This is a genomic window from Kaistella yonginensis, from assembly GCF_030409525.1.
Taxonomy (GTDB): Bacteria; Bacteroidota; Bacteroidia; order Flavobacteriales; family Weeksellaceae; genus Kaistella; species Kaistella yonginensis.
This window is the reverse complement of sequence record NZ_JAUFQB010000010.1, coordinates 1-22,145: the sequence shown is the minus strand read 5'-3', so window position 1 is coordinate 22,145 and position 22,145 is coordinate 1. Positions and strand designations below refer to the sequence as shown.

Sequence of the window (22,145 nt, the reverse complement as noted above, 5' to 3'; positions counted from 1 at the left end):
TAACAATTTATGATGAATATCATAAATTTTAACTAAATTTGAACCGGTTAAAAACTAAATTTGCAAATGATATGGATATATTATATTTAATGATACTTTGCAGCGTCTCTTTAGCGGTAATTTTCTTGATCATTTTTATAATAAACGCAAGAAATGGACAGTTTGAAGATGATGAATCACCCGCAGTTAGAATACTGCTGGACTCAGAAATCATAAAGGAAGATTCAAAAGTTTCAAAAGAACCCGAATCAACAGAGATATTAAAAAAAAGAACAGAAGAAAAAAGTGATTAGTAAATATGGAAACACAGAAGTTTAGTTATGACAACAACATTGTGCGGGCATTCCTCTATGCAACCATCGTTTTCGGGATGGTTGGGTTTTTGGTAGGACTTACGGCCGCAGCAATGCTTTTCTACCCAGAACTTCCGGAATATATTTTCGGAACAGATGATGCAACAATTGTGAGTTTGCAAAGTGGAAATCTACAAGGTCTAATCAATAGCCACGGTACGCTTGGCTTTGGTCGTATAAGAATGTTGCACACCAGTGCGGTAATCTTTGCATTCGTTTGTAATGGTTTCTTCGCAGGAGCTTATTACTCATTGCAGCGCCTCCTTAAAACAAGAATGTATAGCGACACCCTTTCTTGGATTCACTTCTGGGGCTGGCAATTAATGATTGTAGCGGTTGTTATCACTTTCACTATGGGGATTAACACCTCAAAAGAATACGCAGAGCACGAGTGGCCAATTGACATTTTGATAACAGTCATTTGGGTAATTTTTGGAATCAACATGTTTGTAACCATCCTGAAAAGGAGAGTTCGTCACCTTTATGTGGCGATCTGGTTCTACTTAGGAACATGGGTTGCTATTGCGATGCTTCATATCTTCAATAATTTAGAAGTTCCTTTATCATTTACCGGCTGGAAATCTTACTCGGCTTATGCTGGTGTTAAAGATGCCTTGGTACAATGGTGGTACGGTCACAATGCGGTAGCATTCGTATTAACCACACCAGTATTGGGATTAATGTATTACTTCTTGCCGAAAGCAGCAGATCGGCCAATCTTTTCTTATAAATTATCGATTATTCACTTTTGGTCTTTGATCTTCGTGTATATTTGGGCAGGACCTCACCACTTGCAGTACACTGCGATTCCCGGTTGGGCACAGGCTTTAGGAACAGGATTCTCTATTATGTTGATCGCTCCATCTTGGGGAGGAATGCTCAACGGATTATTAACCCTTCGTGGAGCTTGGGATAAAGTGCGGGAAAACCCGATACTTAAGTTCTTTGTAGTTGCAATTACCTGCTATGGGATGGCAACTTTTGAAGGACCAATCTTAGCAACGAAAACTTTAAATAAAATTGGACATTACACGGACTGGGTAATTGGACACGTTCATATTGGCGCATTGGGCTGGAATGGTTTCATCACTTTTGGGATGATTTACTATCTAATTCCGATTATGTGGAGAACAAAATTATGGTCTGTTAAATTAGCCAACTGGCACTTCTGGTTAGGAACTTTGGGAATTATTTTCTATGCGGTTCCATTATACATCGCTGGATTTACCCAAGGATTAATGTGGAAACAATTTAATCCAGATGGAACTTTATTATACAAAAACTGGTTAGATACGGTAACAGCAATTATTCCTTATTACGAAATGAGATTCGTAGGTGGTCTATTGTATATTACGGGAGCAACTTTAATGTGTGTAAACGTTATTGCAACCGTAAGAAGAGGTTCGTTCCAAAAGAATGTACCTGCGGAAGCTCCTGCTTTGGCTAAAATTTCAAATCAAAGAAAAGAAGGAGAAGGTCTTCACCTTTGGATCGAGCGTATGCCTACTGTTCTTACCGTACTTTCATTTGTTGCGGTAGCTATTGGAGGTTTTGCAGAGATCGTACCAACATTATTAATTAAAGAGAATGTACCTACCATTGCCGCAGTAAAACCATATACGCCATTAGAACTAGAAGGTAGAGATTTATATATCCGCGAAGGTTGTAACTCTTGTCATACGCAAATGATTCGACCATTCCGTGATGAAGTGGTTCGTTTTAACGGGAAAAATGGACAGTATTCTAAAGCTGGTGAGTTTATTTATGATCGACCATTCCTTTGGGGTTCCAAAAGAACAGGACCAGATTTACATCGACAAGGTGGTAAAAACCCAAGCTCTTGGCATTACAAACACATGTTGAATCCACGTGTGACTTCGGCAGGATCTATCATGCCACGTTACCCATGGTTAATCGCCAGAGATTTAGACCGAAGCCAAATGGTAGCTAAAGTTGAACTGATGAAGAATACCTTTGATGTTCCTTACACCCAAGCACAGGTTGATTCTGCTGACGTTTGGGCCGACAATCAAGCCGCCGCTATTGTAAAAGATATCTTCGCAGAAGCAGCTGACGTAAAAAGCGCTTATGCAGCTAAAAAAGAAGCTGATGGTGCGAACTTCGTTCCTCTAGAGAAAAAGGAAATCATCGCATTGATTGCTTACCTACAGCGACTTGGAACCGATATCAAAACAACTGAAATTCAAACAGCGAGTACAAAATAATTCATCTTAAAAGGAGCTAAAATGATACCTCAAAGTGTAAAAGACATCATATCTAACGGCGAAAATGTTGGTTTAATGCAGACCTTAGCCCTGATATTATTTATTATCTTTTTTTTAGGAATCATTTTCTATGTCTTTTCTCGACCAAAAAAGCACTACGACGAGGCAGCAAATGCACCTTTAGATGATGATATTGAAGATCAAAATCTTTAATTTAAAAAATTAAACTATTATGAAACAAAGAAGCCCCGTATATGTAAGCATCGCTTCAATACTTACGATTTTATTAGTCGTTTACTATATGTTTGTACAAGAAGCATCATTCTTGGCGTCTCCTTATTTTTGGGGTACGGTAGTGATCAGTGTAATCTTGGCGATGATCCACCATGCCATTGGAGATTTAATTGAAAACGATCAATTCAAAAAATTAACCGACGCTGAAAAAGCTGAATACCTAGAAGCTAAAAAAGTGCCTTACTTCAAAGCACTCTATGCTAGTGCCTTCAAAAAGCAATCGAGTACGGAGGAGAAAGACATTATCATCGATCATGGTTTTGATGGGATTATGGAGTTAGATAATAAATTACCAGGTTGGTGGTTAGGTCTTTTCTGGTTTGGTGTTGCCTATTGCATCGTTTATATGGTATCCTACTGGACTACCGATTTTGCAGACCAGTTTGTTGAGTATGATCAAGAGTACAAAGCACAGACTGCAAGTATCGCAGAATACCTAAAAAACACACCGCCACCAACCATAGAAAACGCAGTTTATTCTCCAGACAATATTGAAGAAGGACAAGAAATCTTTAAAACCAACTGTGTATCTTGCCACAGCGAAGGCGGTAAAGGAGGAATAGGTCCAAATTTAACTGATAATACGTGGATTAATCAAGATGAAAAAACCTTGTTTAAAAATGTATTTTCTATGGTTGAAAATGGAAGTAAGAACAATCCTACCATGCAAGGGTTTGGCAAGAATGGAGTGCTTAGCGGTTTCGATATAGAAAAAGTAGCCTCTTATATCTACCATATCAATCAGGAACAAGAACCTATTACCCCAGCTAAAGGAGGTGCTGCGCCACAAGGCACACCTGCGAATTGGGAGAAATAAGAAATAAAAACAAACTTTACTATGAAAACATAATTCGTTATCTTTAACATCAAAGAGATAACGGATTATGTTTTTTTTAATTATATAATAATGTCAGAAGATAAAATTTTTAAAGGCGGACAAGGGCAGGTTATCGAAGCCGAGACTTTCAGAGATTCAGTTGGAACCATGGAACAATCTGGAAAACGCAAATGGGTTTTTCCAAAAAAGCCCCAAGGAAAATACACCAATTACAGAACCCTTGTGGCCACTATTCTCCTTGCTCTTTTCTTTGCGATTCCCTTTATTAAAATCAATGGCAACCCATTTTTACTTATTAATATTCTGGACCGGCAATTTTTTATTTTCGGTCAACCTTTCTTTTTACAGGATTTCTTCATCTTGGCTTTGGGAGCAATTACTTCGATAATATTCGTTATCCTTTTTACCGTTGTTTTCGGACGAATATTCTGCGGTTGGATTTGCCCGCAAACCATTTTCTTAGAAATGATTTTCCGTAAAATCGATTATCTGATTGAAGGTGACCGTAATAAGCAAATGAAGCTTGACCGCCAAAAGTGGAATACCGAAAAAATCTGGAAACGTTCTTTAAAATATCTTATATTCCTGCTTATTTCCCTTGTAATTACGCATTGGATGTATATGTACATCGTCGGATACAAAGAAGTTTTTAATATCATGCAACAAGGCCCCTTAGAGAACATCTCTAATTTCATGGTCATGATTATATTTACGGCAGCCTTTTATTTCACGTTTGCTTGGTTTAGAGAGCAGGTCTGCACCTTGGTTTGCCCGTACGGAAGATTACAAGGCGTACTTATAGACAAACAGACCATCAATGTTTATTATGATTTCAAAAGAGGAGAAAACCGCGCGAAATGGAGAAAAGGTGAAGACCGCGCCGCCGAAGACAAAGGCGACTGTATCGACTGTAACCAATGCGTAGTGGTTTGTCCTACAGGAATCGATATTCGTGATGGACAGCAATTAGAATGCGTCAACTGTACGGCTTGTATCGATGCTTGCGACGAGGTCATGGTAAAGGTTGGTTTACCAAAAGGACTCATTCGTTATGCAACTGAAGATGAGATTGAAAAAGAAGTTCCGTTCAAATTCACCAACAGAATGAAAGCCTACACCGCCGTTTTACTGTTGATGATTGGGTTCCTGGGATTCCTTTTGAGCAACAGAGGTGCAATGGAAGCCAAATTCATTAAACCCGCCGGCTCAACGTACTTCTTAAGAGATGGTAACATTACCAACATTTATAATTATACCTTCTTAAACAAATCTACAAAAGATCAATTGGTGACCATCAAAGTAATCGAACCAGAACATGGTAAAATTACCTTAAGTGGTGATGAAAAAATTCTTCTGAAAAGAGATCAGATTACAAAAGGAACGGTTAATTTAAGTTTTCCTGAAAAAGAAATTAAACTCTCAAAACAAAAAGTGAAAATTGGCGTTTATAATCAAAGCGGAGAATTGTTAGATTCTTTTGACACCAGTTTTGAAGGGCCATTTAAAATTCAATTTTAATTAAAATTATGTTCAAAAATTTTTCGTGGGGGCACGGTGTTATTCTAGCCTTGGGCTCATTTATCGCATTTATATTATTTATGGTTTTCGGATTCACCTATGGCCAGCAAAACTCTGAACTCGTTTCAGATGATTACTACCGAGATGAATTGGTTTACCAAGATGTGATTGACGCTAAAAGAAATGCAGAAAAACTCGCAGAAATCCCAAAATATCAAGAAATTGCCGAAGGAATGAAAATCACTTTCCCCGCTGAAATTACTCCTGAAAGCAAAAATTTAAAATTTGAGCTTTTCCGGACTGATGATGCCAACTTAGATGTTAAAAAAGAAGTACATTTAGACCAGAAAAATGAAATTATTATTCCTAGACAAGTGATTTTTAAAGGACCCTACACCTTAAAAATAAAATGGTCGCACAATAAAAAACCTTACCAAGTAGATTACGATGTTTTATGGAAATAGCCCTCATCATTTCGGCTTTGGGTTTAGGATTTGCATCTGGCTTTCATTGCATCGGAATGTGTGGACCAATCGCATTATCGCTGGGATTAACCAAGAAACAAGCAACTAATTTCTACCTCCAGAACCTTACCTACCAATTTGGACGTATTGTCACCTACTCGATTTTAGGTGCGATTTTAGGAATTATTGGCCAAGGTTTTCAAATGGCAGGCTTTCAACAATACTTAACCATCGGAGTTGGTATTCTACTCATTCTGATGGCCGTATTCTCCTTTGGAGGGAATGATTTTGCTTCCAAAATTCCTTTTCTAACTTCATCTTTATTAAAGGTTAAATTCAAGTTGTCAAAACTGCTTCAAAAGGCAGATTATAGATCCCGTTTCGCCACCGGACTTCTCAACGGGTTATTACCTTGCGGCATGGTCTATATGGCTTTAACTGCAAGTTTAGCTTCTGGTGGTATTTGGCAAAGTGCCTTATTTATGGCCTTATTTGGATTGGGAACGCTCCCATTTATGTTTATGGTTGTGTTACTAGGTAACATGATGACCACTGCTTTTCGGATTGAAATCCTAAAGTTTGTACCTATAATGATGATTATTCTGGGAGGTCTTTTTATTCTTCGTGGACTCGAAGTTGGAATCCCGTACCTTTCCCCTAAACAAGAAGCCATGAAGGTAATTCATAACGATTCACCAGATCATCAAGAAGGGAACCACGAAAGCTGCCATTAATACTTCCATTTCAAAATTGTTCAAAATTTTATTTGGTATCCATTTTGAATATCAATGACTTCTCCCTAAAAAAAAATAAAATGATCAAAAAAATTGGACTTTGGATTTCAGGAATTGCATTCATCACGTTACAATCATGTTCTGTAAATACTGAAACCACCTACTTTAAAGATTCTGCCAGCAGTATGAAATCTAATATTTTGATGGACAAAGGAATGCTATCCATGATGAATATGATGGGAAACGGCACTGATAATTCTCCCGCCCAAGATCTCTCAAAACTAAGCACCGACTGGAAAAGTTTATACGAAATTCAAAAAGATGGATTGGTCAACCTCAACAAAGATTCTGTAAAAGTACTGCACAAAATGTTTATGAAAATTAACAAAGACAAAGGTGAGATTTATGGTCTTTCTTTAAAATATGATAAATTATTTCCACACGAAATCACCTCTCTGCTATCTCAAAGTAAGGAGCTGAAAAACCTTCCGCTTCAAAGTGTAGGAAAGTGGGATGGGAAAACTTTAACAATTAATACAGATCAATTTAATGCTTCTTCATTTTTAAATAAGATTGAAGATCATGCAGACAAGAAAGAGCTTAAGAACCCAATGACCAAAGGTGATTCTATCGAGGTCTATGGGAAAAAGATGGCTGAAGGAATTATGGGAATGATGAAAATGTTTCCGGTGAATTTTTCCAATACCATTAAATTTCAGAAACCCATACATTCAATAGTGGGAAAACATGATTATGTAAAGCAAATCGACAAAAAAACGATCCAAATCAATCTGCGCAGCAATGATCTTCTGGATGAAAATCATTCCTTAAAAGATAAAGACAACCAAATCATCATCACCACGGAGTAAACAAAAACCACCGAACTTTCGGTGGTTTTACGGTATAAACGATCTTATTTATTTTAATTAATAACATCAAATTTTGCATATTCTGCAACGATTGCGGGCAGTTTAATTCCGTTTTCATTTTGGTTATTTTCTAATAACGCCGCCATCACTCGCGGCAACGCCATGGCAGAGCCATTCAGCGTATGAACAAGTTGTGTTTTCCCTTCAATTTTATATCTACATTTCAAGCGGTTTGCCTGAAAAGTTTCGAAATTAGAGACAGAAGAAACTTCTAACCATTTCTCTTGGGCTGCACTCCAAACCTCAAAATCATAGGTCATGGCTGCCGCAAAACCAGTATCGCCACCGCATAACCTAAGAATTCTAAACGGCAATTCTAAATCAACCAAAATTGATTTTACATGTTCCACCATACCTTCTAAAGCTGCGTACGAATTTTCTGGCTTTTCGATCCGTACGATCTCTACTTTTTCAAACTGATGCAATCTGTTTAACCCACGAACATGAGCCCCATAACTACCAGCTTCTCGTCTGTAACATTGGGAGAATGCGGTATTTCTTATTGGTAAATCTTTTTCATCCACAATCACATCGCGGTAAATGTTGGTCACTGGAACTTCGGCAGTTGGGATCAAGTATAAATTATCTTCATTGATGTAGTACATCTGCCCTTCCTTATCGGGTAACTGTCCGGTACCGTATCCAGAGGCTTCATTCACCACATGTGGCGGATTCACTTCCAAATAACCGGCCTCTACATTTTTATCTAAAAAATATTGAACCAAGGCACGCTGCAATCTAGCACCTTTTCCCAAATAAACCGGAAAACCTGCACCAGCGATTTTCACACCCAATTCAAAGTCGATAATATTATATTTTTTTGCCAATTCCCAATGTGGAATCGCACCTTCTCCCAAACCTTCTACATCATGCGACTGGTATATAATTTCATTGTCATCTGCGCCAATTCCAGCCACAACTTTCGTGTACGGAATATTAGGAATTAGATAAAGAATTTCTAAAAGACGTGCTTCTGCAGTTTTCAACTTTTGTTGAAGATCCTGTGCATTTTCTTTAAATTCAGCAGTTTTAGACTTGGCAGATTCGGCTTCCTCTTTTTTACCATCCCTCATCAAAAGACCAATTTCCTTAGAAATAGAATTCATTTCTGCTAGATTCTGATCAAGATCGAACTGTAATTTTTTCCTTTGATCATCTACGGAAATCGCCTCTTCGACCAATTCTGTTTGCTGGAAATTTCTTTTTTGTAAACCTTCTAACACGCGATTTTTGTTTTCGCGTAAAAACTGAACTTGTAACATATCCTAATTGATGTATATTTCTGTAAATTTCTTCTAAATCGTAGAAGAATGAATTGCAAATTTAGTGATTATTTGACGATTTTAACCGTATTTGGCTGACCTTCAACTTTGGTAAATTGAAGTACGCCATTGTACCAAATTTTGGAAACTTGGAAAAAATTCGGGGTCGATAAGTATTGAATCGTCATGGTATCATTGGTAATCCGATTGGCATCAGCAATTTTTTTAGTAAGATTTAAGGCTATTTTAGACTCATACGTTTTAGAGTTTGCCGTGGAGTCTATTGCAATTCTTTTAGCCCCTGCCAAATATTCAATATAATTGATGGTATCTGCATCTTTTTTAATAGAAATGGAAATCGGCGCATTGTCCGTCAAGCCATAAACATCATTCATGGTTGAAGAAATATAAGAGCCAGTCAGTTTGGTATTCAACATATCCTGACCCAATGAATCGATGTACAAGTTGATGACCTGATCTATTTTCTGCACGGAATCCTCATCGCTTCTGCAAGAGAGAAAAGCAACGAATACCGCCAGAAGTAAAAAAAACACATTTTTCATTGATGCAAAGATAATTTATTTTAAATCTTTCCAATAAAGATAAAAGGAAAACAACAGTAAAAAACCAGCAATCAACAAGCTTAAAGATAAACTAATGGCCATGCCCTCTATCCCAAATCTTTTTACAAAAATGAGCGAAAATAAGAGCAACATGATGAGGGTTAAAACGGATATGCTGGTATTCATCTTCATCATTCCCACGGCAGAAAGCAAATTGCCAAAAAGATTCCGCAGCAGCATATTGAAGGAAAATGTTCCTAGGAGAATAATAAAAACAAGATGAGTTCCCAAATATTTTTCGCCAAAAAAGAAAGATAAAATTTCGGTTTTGAATACGAGTCCAAATAGGAAAATGACCGTTGAAATCGGTATAAATAATTTAAAATAATTTAAAATATAGTTTTTTAAATACATTTTATTCGTACTGTTTTTTGCTAACACTACATAATCGCTTTGCATAAATGTAGAAGCCAAAAAAGTTATATTGAAAGGGATTAACAAACCCACTTTATAGTTGGCAACCGCCGTTTCATTCATCAAATAACTTAACATCAAAATATCAGCAGAAAACAAGACATCTGATAAAATTGCTGTTCCGGTTGCGTGAAGGCCAAAATTCCATAGCTCTTTTTTGGTGAAAGTGAACGCATCGCGAACGGAATTCAGGTGCTCTTTTTTAAACCAAAATAAAGAGAGGAATGGCGTAAAGGCAATTGCATATAGATAGCCACGCAAACCAAACGAATACGTTAGAAATATTAAAAGAAGAACGCCTGAAATATTAACCACATTATTTACCCTTGCAAAAGACCGGTTGTTCCCGGAAATTCTGAATTCAGCCTGAATGTGATTTAAAAAATAATATCCGATGAGGCGAATCGTAAACAATACGAAAATGAAGAAAATATCTTGATAGGTATTGATATAAAACACACTGATGAAGAGAAAAACCACGCTAATTATCAACTGATAAAAAAAACCCTGCTTAAATAAATAAGCAGACAGGGATTTCTTTTCATCGTTATTTTGAGTAAGCGAACCATATCTTAATAAGCTTTGGTTGCTGCCAAAACCATTCATGGATACTGCGATATAAAATAAAGAAGCCACAATACTAACCGTCCCAAATTCACTTTCTGGCAAAATTCTAATGATTGAGAGTGAACCAATAAACCCACAAATTTTAGCAATCAAAAGTGCTAAAAAAACATGATGTCCTTTATTTTTAAAAAAATCATTAAGAAATATATATAATCCTTTCACTTAGTTAAGAATCTTATTTGGCTGCATTAAACTAAAATATATGAACATCATCTGTGTTTTTCAAGAACGTATTTAAAAATAATTACCTCATTTGCAGCCAACCTATCCCTGAAAATGCACCGTTCAAATTACTGCTATTTTACCCAAAACCATGATTCATCAACGTAAAATCTGCTGATAAATTTCATCAAATTTTTGAGCGATGATGTTGATCGAAAAATGCTTTTGAATATAGTCATGCAATTCTTCAGGTTCATCAAAAATAACATTCTTTTCCAAGATATTTTTCATTGCGCTATATAATTCATCTGCTGAATTAGAAATGAGGATCCCGTTTTTATCATTTATAATTTCTGGTATCCCACCAACTTTTGTAGCAATAGCAGGCGTTCCGGTGGAAAGCGACTCTAACAAAACGCATGGGAAATTTTCATAATCACTCAACAGAATAAAGCAATCACTATGTTTCATTTTTTCGGCAACTTCGGTTAAGGGTAATAACGAAAAGGTTTTAATAAAACCCTCAGCCTTGTGATCTTGAACGAGTTTATCGAGTTTTTGTACATCGCCATCTCCGCCAATATGCAGTTCAAAATGATTAAAATCTAGCCGTAACTTTAGTGCTGCTGCGATGATTTTTTCTGGATTTTTAAGTGGGATTAAATTTGAGATATGTAAAAAAGTAAAAGGGCGATTCGTTTGTGATTTGACCCGAAACAATTCAGTATCAACCACATTTCCAACCACTTGAAAATTACATTTCCAGCCTAATCCCCTTACATCATTTAAAAGATATTGGCTCACCGGTAAAACGTAAGATGCTTGGTTAGCGATAGTTTTCGCGGTAAAAACTTGCAATTTCGAAAGTTGCGCGCTATTAATTTTCAAAAAGCCAGACCAATGTTCTGTAATTACAAACGGAATTTCAAATTTCTTTTTTAAATAAACAGCGAATAACATCGAGTTGTGAAGAACATTGGCGTGCACCAAGTCCGGCTGCTGCAATCTTGAAAAACCCTTCTTATAAGCGGTCATCCGACGGATAAAATTTAAAACTGGGTTTTTAGAATTTTTATAATAGACAATTACAGTGCGGATTCGATTGATGATTTTATCATCGAAAAGGTAGGTTTCCTTCTGCATAGAATCTCCAATCGAGTGGAGAATTTCTACATCGTGCAGCTGAGAAACCGCTTCTGCATGTCGCTGCACAAAATTTCCGTTGGTCGGTTCTAATTTATTGGGAAACCAAGATGAAATAAAAAGAATTTTGTAACGCATCAATCAACTTAATACACAAAAATACGCTTTTAATATATAGGAGATTTTCGATAATAAAAAGCTAAACCATACTTTAGTTTCTTTTATCATTGCCCCAAAGTAGTTTTTGCCGGATGGTTTCGTAGAAACTTAGATTTGTGGGATGAATTAAAAGTATTTTAAACCGTGCTTTTCGCAAGATGATTTCCACATCGGTTTCCATGTGGATCAAGCGGGAATCAAGTGACAGCGAATATTGTGGTACGCGACTTTTTACCTTTAAATGAATTTCAACATCATCATTAACGATGAGTGGACGAACATTCAAATTATGTGGTGCAATTGGCGTAATAACAAAGGTATTGTTGCTTGGTGTTATAATTGGACCGCCACAACTTAATGAGTATGCGGTTGAGCCAGTTGGGGTAGAAATAATAATGCCGTCTCCCCAAAAAGTATTTAAAAATTCACCATTAATATAAGATTCCACGGTAATCATGGCTGTGGTTTCTTTACGGGAAATGGTAATATCATTTAAAGCAAAAGGAAAAAACATTGAATTATTTGGTGAAATAATTTCAATAACGGAGCGTTCGCTGGTTTTCATATCTCCTTTGATGATTCCATCAAGTTCCAAAAAGACCTCTTCCTTGGTAAAACTTGCCAAGAAACCGAGTCGCCCTGTATTAACCCCAACGACAGGAATTTGCAAATCCTGAACAAATAGGAGTGAATTTACAATGGTTCCATCACCACCGAAGGTGAAAAACAAATCGACTTTTTTTTCTTTTAAGTCTTGTTTTCCTGCAAAGGTTTCGAAGATTTTCGAGAACTGCATTGCATTGGCCATTTCCTCATAAAGAATAGCTTGAACCCCTCTTTTCTCGAGCTCAGATACAAATTTGCTCAGATACAAAAAGGTATCTAAATCATTTTTTTGAGAATAAATGGCTGCTTTCATCTTCTTATTTTATCTGTCTGAAGCACCAACAGGTTTTTATTTCTCTTCAATAAATGGTTATCGTGCTTCATCTGTTTTAAAATTCCATATATTTTTGAAAAAATCCAAATCGGTCTTTCAACAATTCTTCTTTCTCGTCATCATAATATTTAAGGACCACTGTGTAGCCATATCGCTCAAATGTTTCATCAATTGAACTTAGATTTTCACTGCTTACTTTCAAGGTAATCTGCACCTCATCATCTTCAAAAGCACTGATATAACATCCGTAAATTTTTCCATTATTAGATTCTACAATCTTGCAGACATCGGTCATAGAATAGCTTCTTTTATTGATCTGAACTACCAGCAGTGCACCATTTTCTGAAAACAACGGATATTTTGCAAACTCAGAAAACACATCGTCACAAGAAAGATAACCTTGGTATTTTTCTAGTTTATTAATAATGGGCACCACATTACTGTTGAAAGTATGAAAAAGTTTGATCGAGTCTAAAATATTTCCATCATCAAACAGGGCAAATTTTTCAAAATGATGTTCTAAGGTTGCCAACGTTCCTTCCGCGCTTTCCTCTAAGAACTGCTGACTCAGGGCTCCCTGATAAAAGCTTTTCTTTTTGATGAAAATATGGGAATAGCCAAATTCTTTAGCTACTTCATTTGCCACTTCGATGGAATCGCTGGTATTAAAGGCGGGATAATCTTTAGAAATGTAGTCTTTGATAAACATGAGCCAAATTTAGCAAAATATTAAAAAAGAACGGGTCTTTTTAGCGGAATTTAAAATTTACAAATAAAGATTTGGATGGTATAAAAATTTTTATATATCTTTGTGGCCTTTCATTTTTACTTTTTATTAGATTTATTTAAAACCGCACGACTTTCGGGTCTTGCGGTTTTTCTTTTTTATCGACTTTCGCTCTTAGAAAAATCAGTCCTGCAAGAATAATAAAAGCACCTACAAATTGCATGGGTGTTAATGTTTCACCATCCAATATTCCCCATATTACGGCAACAACGGGCATTAATAAAGTTACCGTTGAAGCAAACAGCGGCGTTGAGATATTAAGCAACCGATAATTGAGCATCATCGCTAAGCCCGTTCCGAAGATCGAAAGTAAGCTTACAAATCCCAATCCGATGAATAGATCTTTGTTGGGATGCAGCTCAGTAAAAAATCCAGCAAAGACCAAAGCGATAAGAGAAGGAATAAATAAAACGAAGGAAAACACGAATCCAGAAAGTATTTTCGCAGGAACATCACTAAGTTTAGATTTCACGGTGGTCATTGATATGGCATATCCCAAAGTTGCGACCAACAGCAAAATAATGGGAATTAGCTTTAATTCTCCGCCTTCTCCACCCGAAATTGCCAATATACAGGCGCCTGCAAAACTAATCGCAACCCCTACTAATTGCCTTTTCGTGGTTGAAAATTGCCAAAAAAGAAAGCCCACAATAATCACAAAAATAGGCATCATCGAATTGACAATTCCTGCAATACTACTGCTGATATTGGTTTCTGCGATTGGGAAAAGAAACATCGGGATGAAATTTCCGGAGATTGCCGCTAACAATAACCATTTTAAGTTTTTCCGTGGAAATTTTTTAATATTTGAAATTGCCATAGGCAGCAAAAGGATTCCTGCAATTAAAACACGCAAAGCGCCAACTTCATAAGGATTAAAATGTTCCAGTGACTTCTTTATTAAAATAAATGAAGAACCCCAAATGATGGAGAGCACGATCAGTAAAACCCATTTTTCTTTATCAGGATTCATTTTGTTGTTTTAAGATTTTTAAATAATCCTTTTTGGAAATCATGGCAGCACCCAAACTTTCTAAATGCTCTGAATGGATCTGACAATCGATCAAATCAAGGTTTTCCTTTTGACTTTGAATAAAATGAATGAAACCAGCTTTTGAAGCGTTGCTCACTTTTGTAAACATACTTTCACCACAGAAAACTTTCCCGATTTGCATGCCGTAAAAACCACCGACTAATTTTTCATTTTGCCATACTTCAATACTTTTTGCGATTCCCGCTTCGTGAAGTTGCATAATTGAGCTCACCAATTCTTCAGACAGCCATGTACCTTCTTGGTCTTTTCTGAAAGTATTTTTACATGCTTCGATCACTTCCCTAAAATCCTTGTTTTCAGTAAAAGTAAAAACCTCATCACGCATAATTTTCCGCATTGATTTAGAAATTTTCAAATCTTTAGGAAAAAGAACGAATCGAGGATCAGGACACCACCACAGAATTTCTTCACCTGGGTTGTACCAGGGAAAAATACCGAGCTGATAAGCAAAATACAATCGTTGCGGCGACAAATCCCCACCCATGGCCATGACTCCCGATTCTGACTCCAACAAGGCGGGATCAGGAAAAGAAATTTCATTGGGATTTAAAAGTATCATTTGAAAATTAAATCCTGCTGTAAAAGCAGGATTTATAAATTTTAAAATTTGATTTTAGAACGGTAGATCGTCTTCATCTTCTTCAAAGACGCCTTTTCCATCGGCTGGTTTTGTAGCAGAAGGAGTGGCTTGCGTAGGCTCAACACTGATGCCTGCTTCTAAACTCTCTACTTTCCAACCGGTGATCGAGTTGAAATATTTCACTTCTCCTTGCGGCGAAGTCCATTCTCTACCACCAATATTGATGGAAACCTTCACTTTATCACCTTCTTTTAGTGGGTTAAGTAAATCTCCCTTATCTTTTAAAAATTCGATACTAATCGGTTGCGGGTACTGTTCTTCGGTTACAATAACCATTTCTCTTTTTTGAAAACCGCTTGGAAAAGTCTGAACCTCACCTACTTTCTTAATTATTCCTTGTAATTCCATGATATAAATTCGTTAAAGGTGTAAAAGTAATAAAAAGGAATTTAAAAAGAAAGTTCTGGGTCTATTTTCGAAAAAAATTAAAAATTAAAAAAATAGTTTGGATTAGTTGAAAAAAATCTTTTATATTTGCACTCACAAAAAAAGAACAGAGTTCATTCGCGGATGTGATGTAATTGGTAGCCATGCCAGACTTAGGATCTGGTGCTGTGAGGCGTGGGGGTTCGAGTCCCTTCATCCGCACGAAAATTTCTGAGGATTTTTTCAAGAAATTGCGAAAATAGCTCAGCTGGTAGAGCACGACCTTGCCAAGGTCGGGGTCGCGGGTTCGAATCCCGTTTTTCGCTCCACTTTTTGCCTTGGTGGTGGAATTGGTAGACACGCAGGACTTAAAATCCTGTGTCCGTAAGGATGTACGGGTTCAAGTCCCGTCCGAGGTACTTTAAACCCTCTGAAACGCAAGTTATCAGAGGGTTTTTTGTTTTTAGGGTGGTCAAAAGGGTGGCGTATTTTTCATTCTTTACTCTTTCCTAAAAATTCCCCAAAGTTCTTTTTAGGTGTTTGTTAATAGTTTTTTTCAAGTATTTTAACCTTTTTTCAATTAACAATAGTCAGAATACAATTGCTAATTGATGGTAAATAGAAAAAATATTTTATGGAAACATTCGATGAATATAATCTGTAAGTTGTGGAATACTTTCATATAAGCCTCTGCTTGCAATAGAAGCTGAAACATTTCCAAGCCATTTCATTATTCTTGATTTTTTACTATTTTGATCTTCATTTTCATCTGAAACAATGTCTTTAAATTCTGCTATTTCTTTCTCATGTACACCTATACTTTCTAAATATTTACTATCACTATCAGAAAAATTGAAAACAGAGGTAGATTTGATTTCGACATTTAATCCTGTAGAAATATTCAAAGGATTGTTATTTCCAGTTATATATGTTGTAACGATATTATTTACCTTTTCATTATTTTCTTTATTCATAATATATTCATTTTCAAGATTGGGAAAAGTGTCATTCAATTCTAAAAGAGTATCTAATAGCTTTTGTTTAGTAATCTCAATAATGTATTTTAACTGACTGAATTGTATTCTCCGTTTAATTTTCGTTACTACTGCATTATTTACAATTTGTAATTGCTTGACCAATTTATCAGGAAGATACTCAAATCCGAACATTTCGCCTTTACTTTGTTCTAAACCAAATTCTATGGTTTTAATATCTTGAACAACTCTCATTTCATTAAATGAATATTCTGTTTCTTCTAAATCAATCACTTCACTCATGTCACAAGGAATTGTTTCAAGAACTCCATGTGAATTATAAAATTCTGCATAAAGATCGCAATGCAATTTGCGATATGAAGGTAGTTCTTGGGTCGAATAGCCATTTATCTCATTTGAAAGCCAACTTTTCAATTCTTCGCTTTTGACTTTATAGGCAATTACTTTGGCCGTAGTTAATGCTCGGCTCAAAGGGATTGTATCATTAATAATATTTTTTATCAGGTCATTAATCATTTATAAAAATTTTGTTTTATATACACTTTTCTCTATTATATAATGTTTTCGAATATTCTTCTGAATTAACCTTCCACACCCTCAATAAACACTTCCACGAAATCTTGTACTTTCTGTATAATTCTTTTGCCAATATTGTTTCGTTCAGTGAGTTTAGGTTTCACTTCCAATAATTGCAACGCTTCGCTTAATTTAGGAGTTTTAGAGGTAAATAAAAATTGATTTATGGTTTCCTGAAATTTGACTTTATTGAGAGATTCCTCAAGTGCGATTTTTTCAAAAGCGGCGGTTTTTTCTTTATTCCAAAAGGTTTCAAACCCATCGGTTACAGAATCACCATCCGAAATAGAAGCAAGATTTTCTTCAATGAACTTTTCAATTAATTCTTTCTTGTTACGCAGTTGAGCATCGCCAGATAGAATTTCCCGAATTTCTTTGATTTTTTGCTCTCGTTTATCACCTTTCAAATTAGAATCTTTTAAATTTGCGAGAAGAGAAAGAATATAACTTACATTAATTTCATCGCGGTGAATGAGTTCCAATTCAAAATCCACATCATCTAAAATACTTACTTTTCCTTCTCCACCTTCTCCGGTTTTTTTTAATGAAGTCCAGATATCAAGGTATTTGCTTTTGTAACCGTCAAACTCAAATTCCTGCATTTCTAAATCTGCAAAATTAAAATCAGCAAAAGATTTCAATATATTCAAAACACGCATTAATTCGCGGAATACTTGTACAAATTCAAATTTTTCCTGTTCAGTTTGATAATGATCTACACTTCCAATTTCTGGAGCCACAATTTTCAATTTCAGCAGAGCAGCATTAAATAACTCAATGTAATCTTCGATTGGCTGAATGATAATTTCAGTAATACTTTCTTTATTTGAAAACAAAGTTACAGCATCGTCGGTTGCAGATTTCAGGTTTCGAAAACAAACGATATTTCCCTGAGATTTTTTTTCGCCAATAATTCTATTAGTTCGAGAAAACGCCTGAATTAACCCATGATATTTTAGGTTTTTATCTAGGAACAAGGTATTGAGTTGTGGACTATCAAAACCGGTAAGAAACATATTCACGACAATGATTAAATCCACTTCTTTATTGCGAACTCTTTTTGCAATATCATTATAATATCTGTAGAAATCTTGACTGTCTTTGGTAGAGTAATTAGACCCAAACATTTCATTATAATTGCAAATATACCGATCTAGAACATTTCTGCTATGATTAAAGCCATATTCTGCACGAGGTTCTGCAACCATTCCTAATTCTACTTCTTCAATAATTCCATTGGCATCTTCATTATCTTCATTTCCACCGTAACTAAAAATGGTGCCGATTTTCAGGTTGTGCTTTCCTTCTTCCTTTTTCTTTTGAAAAAGATCATAGTATTTCTGCAAAACATCGATTCTGCTTACACAAAACATAGCATTAAATGTTTTTTGATGGGTTTTTCTACCATATTCTGCGATAATATAATCGGTGATTTTCTCTAATCTTTTAGGACTTTCTAACAATTCTTGAGTATCAATACCTTCTACTTCTGTATCGATATAAGTATTACTTCCTTCTTTTTCTTTGTAACGACCAACATATTCTACGGAAAATTTTAACACATTATCATCTCGTATTGCGTCTGTAATAACGTATTTATGCAGACATTCACCGAAAAGCATATTTGTAGTTGCAGCTTGTCCTTCAATTTTTCCGACTGAATTTGTTTCAGAAATCGGAGTTCCTGTGAAGCCGATCATTTGTGCTTTTTCAAAATATCTTTTAATATTCTGATGTGTTTCTCCGAACTGACTTCTATGGCATTCATCAAAAATAAAAACTACTTTTTTATCTTTCAAATGAACCAATTTTTTACCATGTTTTTCTTTAGTAATAGCGGTATTTAGTTTCTGCAAAGTAGTCACAATTAATTTGGTATTGTCTGAAAGTTGCTTCACCAAATGCTTGGTATTTTCAGTCGCATCTACGCTGCCTTTTTCAAAAGCATCAAATTCTTTTTGGGTTTGATAATCCAAATCCTTTCTATCTACAACAAAAACAACCTTTTCTACTTTAGGAATTTCTTTCAGAATCTGGCTGGCTTTGAAAGAAGTTAATGTTTTGCCTGATCCTGTAGTATGCCAAATAAATCCATTATTATCTGAATTTCTTACTCTTTCCACAATTTTCTCCACCGCATAATATTGGTATGGACGAAGAACCATTAATATTTTATACGTTTGATTGAGTACAATATATTTGGTAATCATTTTTGCAATATGACAAGGCTCTAAAAATGCCTGTGCAAACTTATCTAACTGCGTAATATTATTGTTGTGTTCATCGGACCAGAAAAAAGTCTGTTTAAAAGATTGCTTTGCATTATTGGAATAATATTTTGTATTCACTCCATTACTGATCACAAAAAGTTGAACATAATTAAACAAACCAATTCCCGAAGTGAAAGACTGATGATGGTATCGATTGATCTGGTTAAACGCTTCTTTCATCTCCAAACCTCGGCGTTTTAATTCTATTTGAACCAAAGGAAGTCCGTTAATTAAAACGGTAACATCATATCTGTTTTTGTATTCTCCTTCTTGCGAAATTTGATTCGTTACTTGAAACTGATTTTGGCACCAATGGTCTTGATTAATAAATTCAATCCACTCTGATGTTCCGTCATCTTTTGTAAACTGAAAACGATCACGAAGTATTTTCGCTTTTTCAAAAACATTTCCTTTTGAAAGATGATTTAAAATTTTTTCAAACTCCTTCTCCGAAAACTTTTTTTTGTTGTGAATTTCAAGTTGAGATTTTAGGTTTTTAATAAGTTCAGATTCATCGCTGATTTTCACTGCTTTATGACCTAAAGCATGCAATTGTTCAATTAATTTCTGTTCTAAAATATATTCGGGTTGGCTTGACATTATTAAATATTCAAAAGTTATTTTTTCCAAAGTTTTTCACTTTCCCAATTGGGTTTCATTCCGAGAGCATTGGGATCTACAGAAGGATATTTTTTCAATAACTCGGATAGTCGGTTTGTAAAATCATTTGTTGGATGGATAATATTTATAAGATATTTCATTAAACAAAGATGAATATAGATATGAATGGATTCATGCTGTTTTGGAACATCCTCAATCCAATCAAAAGGTGGCTTGGATAAAAGTTTGGGACTTCCTGGTAAATTCTTATTCCACAATCTGGAATGATGCGCGCAATAATTTCTGATTTGGGCAATAGACTGCAACCAACTTGGTAAATAGGTGTGATTCACTGCACCAAACTCTACTGCAATAATGTCTTTTGATTCTACATTATTTTTGAGGTTGCCATATAATTTTGACAAAGACCCGAAACTCGTTTGTTCCAATGTTTTCCATGCAGGTGGAAATCTCTGGTCATCTTTGTGCTTTTTGAAATGTTCTTTGATGTATTTTTCTTTGGTTCTCGAAACTTCTTCTTCAATAGATGACAAGGTTTTTGTTAGTGCTAAACTATCATTGAAAATACCAAAATCCTGAAACCACCAAGCATCAAATTCATGAGACAAATGAAAAATCATTTTTGTACGAAGACTGATCTCTATTCTTTCAATAACATCAAAAAGTAATATTTTCAATTCCCTGTCAAATTCATAGAGATGAATGACATCTGAAAATTTACTTCCATCTTTAAAAAGGTGATTTTCTTTATCCGATTGCATTGAATACCAATATTCTCCCAGTCGATAATAACTTACATGAGAAAGGTAATGTTCTGCAAAGTCTTCATCTTCTACATTTAATCCTCTAGACTTTAAAATCTCAATTTGTTCCGGAAGTGTTGTCGGTTTCTTTTCGAACATATAAAAAAATAATTCTTGTAAAACTACAAAAAGTTTCGCAAGAATTATGGCTATAAAAGCAAAAGACACACCCTGGGACGCTGTTCTTATGGGTAGCGCGGTGTGTACTGTTAGTGCAAAGATACAATTTTAATTTAATCTCTTACAAATGTATTACAGTAAAAACTTAAGTAAATATTTATTTCAACGCTTTAAACATCTGATCAATTGCTTTTTTCTTCTGTTCCAGATTGGGATGAACGTATAAATTTAAGGTTGTGCTGATGTTGGAATGCCCAAGCAAAACGCTTACGGTTTTGTAATCGCACTTGCTTTCGATACATCTTGTAGCAAAACTATGGCGCAATCCGTGGAATTTTATTTCAGGGATTTCAAGTTGCTTCATTAGGTTTTTGTAATAACTGCGATAGGTTCTTGGTTCGGTCGGTTTGGAGTCATTTGTCAATACGAAAAAGGATGGATTCACAATTTTCTTAAAGGGTTTCAACATTCGCAATAATTCTCGACTTATTGGGATTTCACGGATGGAATTTTTGGTTTTTGGAGTATCGATCAGTAATTCTGTTCTTCGGTTGCCGTCTTCAATCATATAGATCCTCTGAATTGTTTTTCGGATGTGAATTACACCGTTGTCCGTATCAATATCTTCCCAAGTTAAAGCACAAATTTCACCAATTCGTATTCCAGATGAGAGACAGATATAAATGCCCAAACTGCGAAAAGTAAAATGTTCCTGAATGTAGTTCATTACTTTTTTTTGGTTTGTTCTACTGAGCACTTCGATGCTTGGGTTTTCCCGAACGGTTGGATATTGAATGTCAAATGGTGTGTATTGCATCCATTTGTTTTTTGAGGCGAATTTTAGAACCATTTTCATCACAATGAGAATATCTTTAATACTTTTCTGGCTCAAACCTTGTTCGAGTTTTTGGAAGACAAATTTTTGCACTTCGGCTTCTTCAATTTCTTCAGTGCAATTTCCGAAAACAGGAAGCAAATGATTCTCCAACAGAAGAATATAAGCCGAATAACTCGATTTTTTGACATACATTTTCTTGTCGATTTTCCACAGCATTACGATTTCTGCTAATGTTTTTTTTGAATTCATAATTTTTTGGTTTTTAAATTAATCTCAAAAGTTAGGAATATTAACATTTGGGAAAATTTAACCGTGAAATTGGAGATTTAAAATCATAAATCTTTGGGTTTCCAAATTTGAGATTTCCAGGGTTTGAGGGAGAGTGGGAAA

21 protein-coding genes and 3 tRNA genes are annotated in these 22,145 nt (G+C 35.4%); 11 read left to right on the top strand and 13 right to left on the bottom strand.

Annotated elements, in window-relative coordinates:
• The first annotated feature begins 71 nt into the window (after window positions 1-71).
• The 8 genes from ccoS to QWY78_RS03465 all read left to right on the top strand — a co-directional run bounded on the left by ccoS (window position 72) and on the right by QWY78_RS03465 (window position 7,295).
• On the top strand, window positions 72-293 hold the full coding sequence (gene ccoS / locus QWY78_RS03500) for a cbb3-type cytochrome oxidase assembly protein CcoS (protein ID WP_290216636.1): 222 nt from the start codon (window positions 72-74) through the stop codon (window positions 291-293).
• Between the two features lie 5 nt (window positions 294-298).
• On the top strand, window positions 299-2,578 hold the full coding sequence (ccoN, locus tag QWY78_RS03495; protein WP_290216634.1) for a cytochrome-c oxidase, cbb3-type subunit I: 2,280 nt from the start codon (window positions 299-301) through the stop codon (window positions 2,576-2,578).
• Window positions 2,579-2,599: 21 nt separating this feature from the next.
• Entirely contained in the window at window positions 2,600-2,791 is a 192-nt protein-coding gene (locus QWY78_RS03490) for a CcoQ/FixQ family Cbb3-type cytochrome c oxidase assembly chaperone (RefSeq protein ID WP_290216631.1), read from the top strand.
• Window positions 2,792-2,810: 19 nt separating this feature from the next.
• Window positions 2,811-3,689, top strand: a complete 879-nt coding sequence (locus QWY78_RS03485) for a c-type cytochrome (RefSeq protein WP_290216629.1) — start codon at window positions 2,811-2,813, stop codon at window positions 3,687-3,689.
• A gap of 90 nt (window positions 3,690-3,779) precedes the next feature.
• Window positions 3,780-5,228: a cytochrome c oxidase accessory protein CcoG gene (ccoG, locus tag QWY78_RS03480; protein ID WP_290216626.1), complete on the top strand. Its 1,449-nt coding sequence runs from the start codon at window positions 3,780-3,782 to the stop codon at window positions 5,226-5,228.
• Between the two features lie 8 nt (window positions 5,229-5,236).
• Entirely contained in the window at window positions 5,237-5,692 is a 456-nt protein-coding gene (locus tag QWY78_RS03475) for a FixH family protein (RefSeq protein ID WP_290216624.1), read from the top strand.
• Entirely contained in the window at window positions 5,683-6,426 is a 744-nt protein-coding gene (locus tag QWY78_RS03470) for a sulfite exporter TauE/SafE family protein (RefSeq protein ID WP_290216623.1), read from the top strand. Before QWY78_RS03475 ends, QWY78_RS03470 begins: the two co-directional genes overlap by 10 nt.
• 80 nt (window positions 6,427-6,506) lie before the next feature.
• Window positions 6,507-7,295, top strand: coding sequence for a hypothetical protein (locus QWY78_RS03465; protein WP_290216621.1), 789 nt, complete (start codon window positions 6,507-6,509; stop codon window positions 7,293-7,295).
• A gap of 53 nt (window positions 7,296-7,348) precedes the next feature.
• Here QWY78_RS03465 and serS read toward each other — a convergent pair whose 3' ends face one another.
• From serS to QWY78_RS03420, 9 genes are all read right to left on the bottom strand, one after another.
• Complete coding sequence (gene serS, locus QWY78_RS03460) at window positions 7,349-8,617, bottom strand: serine--tRNA ligase (RefSeq protein ID WP_290216619.1); 1,269 nt, start codon at window positions 8,615-8,617, stop codon at window positions 7,349-7,351.
• 68 nt (window positions 8,618-8,685) lie between these two features.
• Window positions 8,686-9,180 (bottom strand): hypothetical protein, encoded by a 495-nt coding sequence (locus tag QWY78_RS03455; protein ID WP_290216617.1) that lies wholly within the window; start codon window positions 9,178-9,180, stop codon window positions 8,686-8,688.
• A 15-nt stretch (window positions 9,181-9,195) separates the two neighbouring features.
• Window positions 9,196-10,443 (bottom strand): oligosaccharide flippase family protein, encoded by a 1,248-nt coding sequence (locus QWY78_RS03450; protein ID WP_290216615.1) that lies wholly within the window; start codon window positions 10,441-10,443, stop codon window positions 9,196-9,198.
• 159 nt (window positions 10,444-10,602) lie between these two features.
• Window positions 10,603-11,724, bottom strand: a complete 1,122-nt coding sequence (locus QWY78_RS03445; protein WP_290216613.1) for a glycosyltransferase — start codon at window positions 11,722-11,724, stop codon at window positions 10,603-10,605.
• A gap of 73 nt (window positions 11,725-11,797) precedes the next feature.
• A complete protein-coding gene (locus tag QWY78_RS03440; RefSeq protein WP_290216611.1) occupies window positions 11,798-12,664 on the bottom strand; it encodes an NAD kinase in 867 nt (288 codons plus the stop codon).
• A 76-nt stretch (window positions 12,665-12,740) separates the two neighbouring features.
• Window positions 12,741-13,394: a CBS domain-containing protein gene (locus tag QWY78_RS03435; RefSeq protein ID WP_290216609.1), complete on the bottom strand. Its 654-nt coding sequence runs from the start codon at window positions 13,392-13,394 to the stop codon at window positions 12,741-12,743.
• A gap of 136 nt (window positions 13,395-13,530) precedes the next feature.
• Entirely contained in the window at window positions 13,531-14,445 is a 915-nt protein-coding gene (locus QWY78_RS03430) for a DMT family transporter (protein ID WP_290216607.1), read from the bottom strand.
• Window positions 14,435-15,085, bottom strand: coding sequence for a leucyl/phenylalanyl-tRNA--protein transferase (gene aat, locus QWY78_RS03425; protein ID WP_290216604.1), 651 nt, complete (start codon window positions 15,083-15,085; stop codon window positions 14,435-14,437). Before aat ends, QWY78_RS03430 begins: the two co-directional genes overlap by 11 nt.
• Window positions 15,086-15,139: 54 nt before the next feature.
• Complete coding sequence (locus QWY78_RS03420; protein WP_290216603.1) at window positions 15,140-15,514, bottom strand: DUF3127 domain-containing protein; 375 nt, start codon at window positions 15,512-15,514, stop codon at window positions 15,140-15,142.
• 158 nt (window positions 15,515-15,672) lie between these two features.
• Between QWY78_RS03420 and QWY78_RS03415 the strand changes: the two genes are divergently transcribed.
• The 3 genes from QWY78_RS03415 (at window position 15,673) to QWY78_RS03405 (ending at window position 15,951) form a co-directional block, all read left to right on the top strand.
• Window positions 15,673-15,754: transfer RNA gene (locus QWY78_RS03415), tRNA-Leu, on the top strand.
• Window positions 15,755-15,785: 31 nt separating this feature from the next.
• Window positions 15,786-15,861 (top strand) — tRNA-Gly (locus QWY78_RS03410).
• 6 nt (window positions 15,862-15,867) lie between these two features.
• Window positions 15,868-15,951: transfer RNA gene (locus tag QWY78_RS03405), tRNA-Leu, on the top strand.
• A 213-nt stretch (window positions 15,952-16,164) separates the two neighbouring features.
• Here the strand turns inward: QWY78_RS03405 and QWY78_RS03400 are convergent.
• The 4 genes from QWY78_RS03400 to QWY78_RS03385 form a co-directional block, all read right to left on the bottom strand.
• Entirely contained in the window at window positions 16,165-17,043 is an 879-nt protein-coding gene (locus QWY78_RS03400; RefSeq protein ID WP_290216601.1) for an AbiTii domain-containing protein, read from the bottom strand.
• 65 nt (window positions 17,044-17,108) lie between these two features.
• A complete protein-coding gene (locus QWY78_RS03395) occupies window positions 17,109-19,973 on the bottom strand; it encodes a type I restriction endonuclease subunit R (RefSeq protein WP_290216599.1) in 2,865 nt (954 codons plus the stop codon).
• 17 nt (window positions 19,974-19,990) lie between these two features.
• On the bottom strand, window positions 19,991-20,896 hold the full coding sequence (locus QWY78_RS03390) for an Abi family protein (RefSeq protein WP_290216597.1): 906 nt from the start codon (window positions 20,894-20,896) through the stop codon (window positions 19,991-19,993).
• Window positions 20,897-21,074: 178 nt separating this feature from the next.
• Complete coding sequence (locus QWY78_RS03385) at window positions 21,075-22,004, bottom strand: tyrosine-type recombinase/integrase (RefSeq protein ID WP_290216595.1); 930 nt, start codon at window positions 22,002-22,004, stop codon at window positions 21,075-21,077.
• Window positions 22,005-22,145 lie beyond the last annotated feature (141 nt).

What these genes read in the sequence shown, in the direction of transcription:
- ccoS (WP_290216636.1), top strand. Translation starts at nt 72, where the DNA reads ATGGATATATTATATTTAATGATACTTTGCAGCGTCTCTTTAGCGGTA.
- ccoN (WP_290216634.1), top strand. Translation starts at nt 299, where the DNA reads ATGGAAACACAGAAGTTTAGTTATGACAACAACATTGTGCGGGCATTC.
- QWY78_RS03490 (WP_290216631.1), top strand. Translation starts at nt 2,600, where the DNA reads ATGATACCTCAAAGTGTAAAAGACATCATATCTAACGGCGAAAATGTT.
- QWY78_RS03485 (WP_290216629.1), top strand. Translation starts at nt 2,811, where the DNA reads ATGAAACAAAGAAGCCCCGTATATGTAAGCATCGCTTCAATACTTACG.
- ccoG (WP_290216626.1), top strand. Translation starts at nt 3,780, where the DNA reads ATGTCAGAAGATAAAATTTTTAAAGGCGGACAAGGGCAGGTTATCGAA.
- QWY78_RS03475 (WP_290216624.1), top strand. Translation starts at nt 5,237, where the DNA reads ATGTTCAAAAATTTTTCGTGGGGGCACGGTGTTATTCTAGCCTTGGGC.
- QWY78_RS03470 (WP_290216623.1), top strand. Translation starts at nt 5,683, where the DNA reads ATGGAAATAGCCCTCATCATTTCGGCTTTGGGTTTAGGATTTGCATCT.
- QWY78_RS03465 (WP_290216621.1), top strand. Translation starts at nt 6,507, where the DNA reads ATGATCAAAAAAATTGGACTTTGGATTTCAGGAATTGCATTCATCACG.
- serS (WP_290216619.1), bottom strand. Translation starts at nt 8,617, where the DNA reads ATGTTACAAGTTCAGTTTTTACGCGAAAACAAAAATCGCGTGTTAGAA.
- QWY78_RS03455 (WP_290216617.1), bottom strand. Translation starts at nt 9,180, where the DNA reads ATGAAAAATGTGTTTTTTTTACTTCTGGCGGTATTCGTTGCTTTTCTC.
- QWY78_RS03445 (WP_290216613.1), bottom strand. Translation starts at nt 11,724, where the DNA reads ATGCGTTACAAAATTCTTTTTATTTCATCTTGGTTTCCCAATAAATTA.
- QWY78_RS03440 (WP_290216611.1), bottom strand. Translation starts at nt 12,664, where the DNA reads ATGAAAGCAGCCATTTATTCTCAAAAAAATGATTTAGATACCTTTTTG.
- QWY78_RS03435 (WP_290216609.1), bottom strand. Translation starts at nt 13,394, where the DNA reads ATGTTTATCAAAGACTACATTTCTAAAGATTATCCCGCCTTTAATACC.
- QWY78_RS03430 (WP_290216607.1), bottom strand. Translation starts at nt 14,445, where the DNA reads ATGAATCCTGATAAAGAAAAATGGGTTTTACTGATCGTGCTCTCCATC.
- aat (WP_290216604.1), bottom strand. Translation starts at nt 15,085, where the DNA reads ATGATACTTTTAAATCCCAATGAAATTTCTTTTCCTGATCCCGCCTTG.
- QWY78_RS03420 (WP_290216603.1), bottom strand. Translation starts at nt 15,514, where the DNA reads ATGGAATTACAAGGAATAATTAAGAAAGTAGGTGAGGTTCAGACTTTT.
- QWY78_RS03400 (WP_290216601.1), bottom strand. Translation starts at nt 17,043, where the DNA reads ATGATTAATGACCTGATAAAAAATATTATTAATGATACAATCCCTTTG.
- QWY78_RS03395 (WP_290216599.1), bottom strand. Translation starts at nt 19,973, where the DNA reads ATGTCAAGCCAACCCGAATATATTTTAGAACAGAAATTAATTGAACAA.
- QWY78_RS03390 (WP_290216597.1), bottom strand. Translation starts at nt 20,896, where the DNA reads ATGTTCGAAAAGAAACCGACAACACTTCCGGAACAAATTGAGATTTTA.
- QWY78_RS03385 (WP_290216595.1), bottom strand. Translation starts at nt 22,004, where the DNA reads ATGAATTCAAAAAAAACATTAGCAGAAATCGTAATGCTGTGGAAAATC.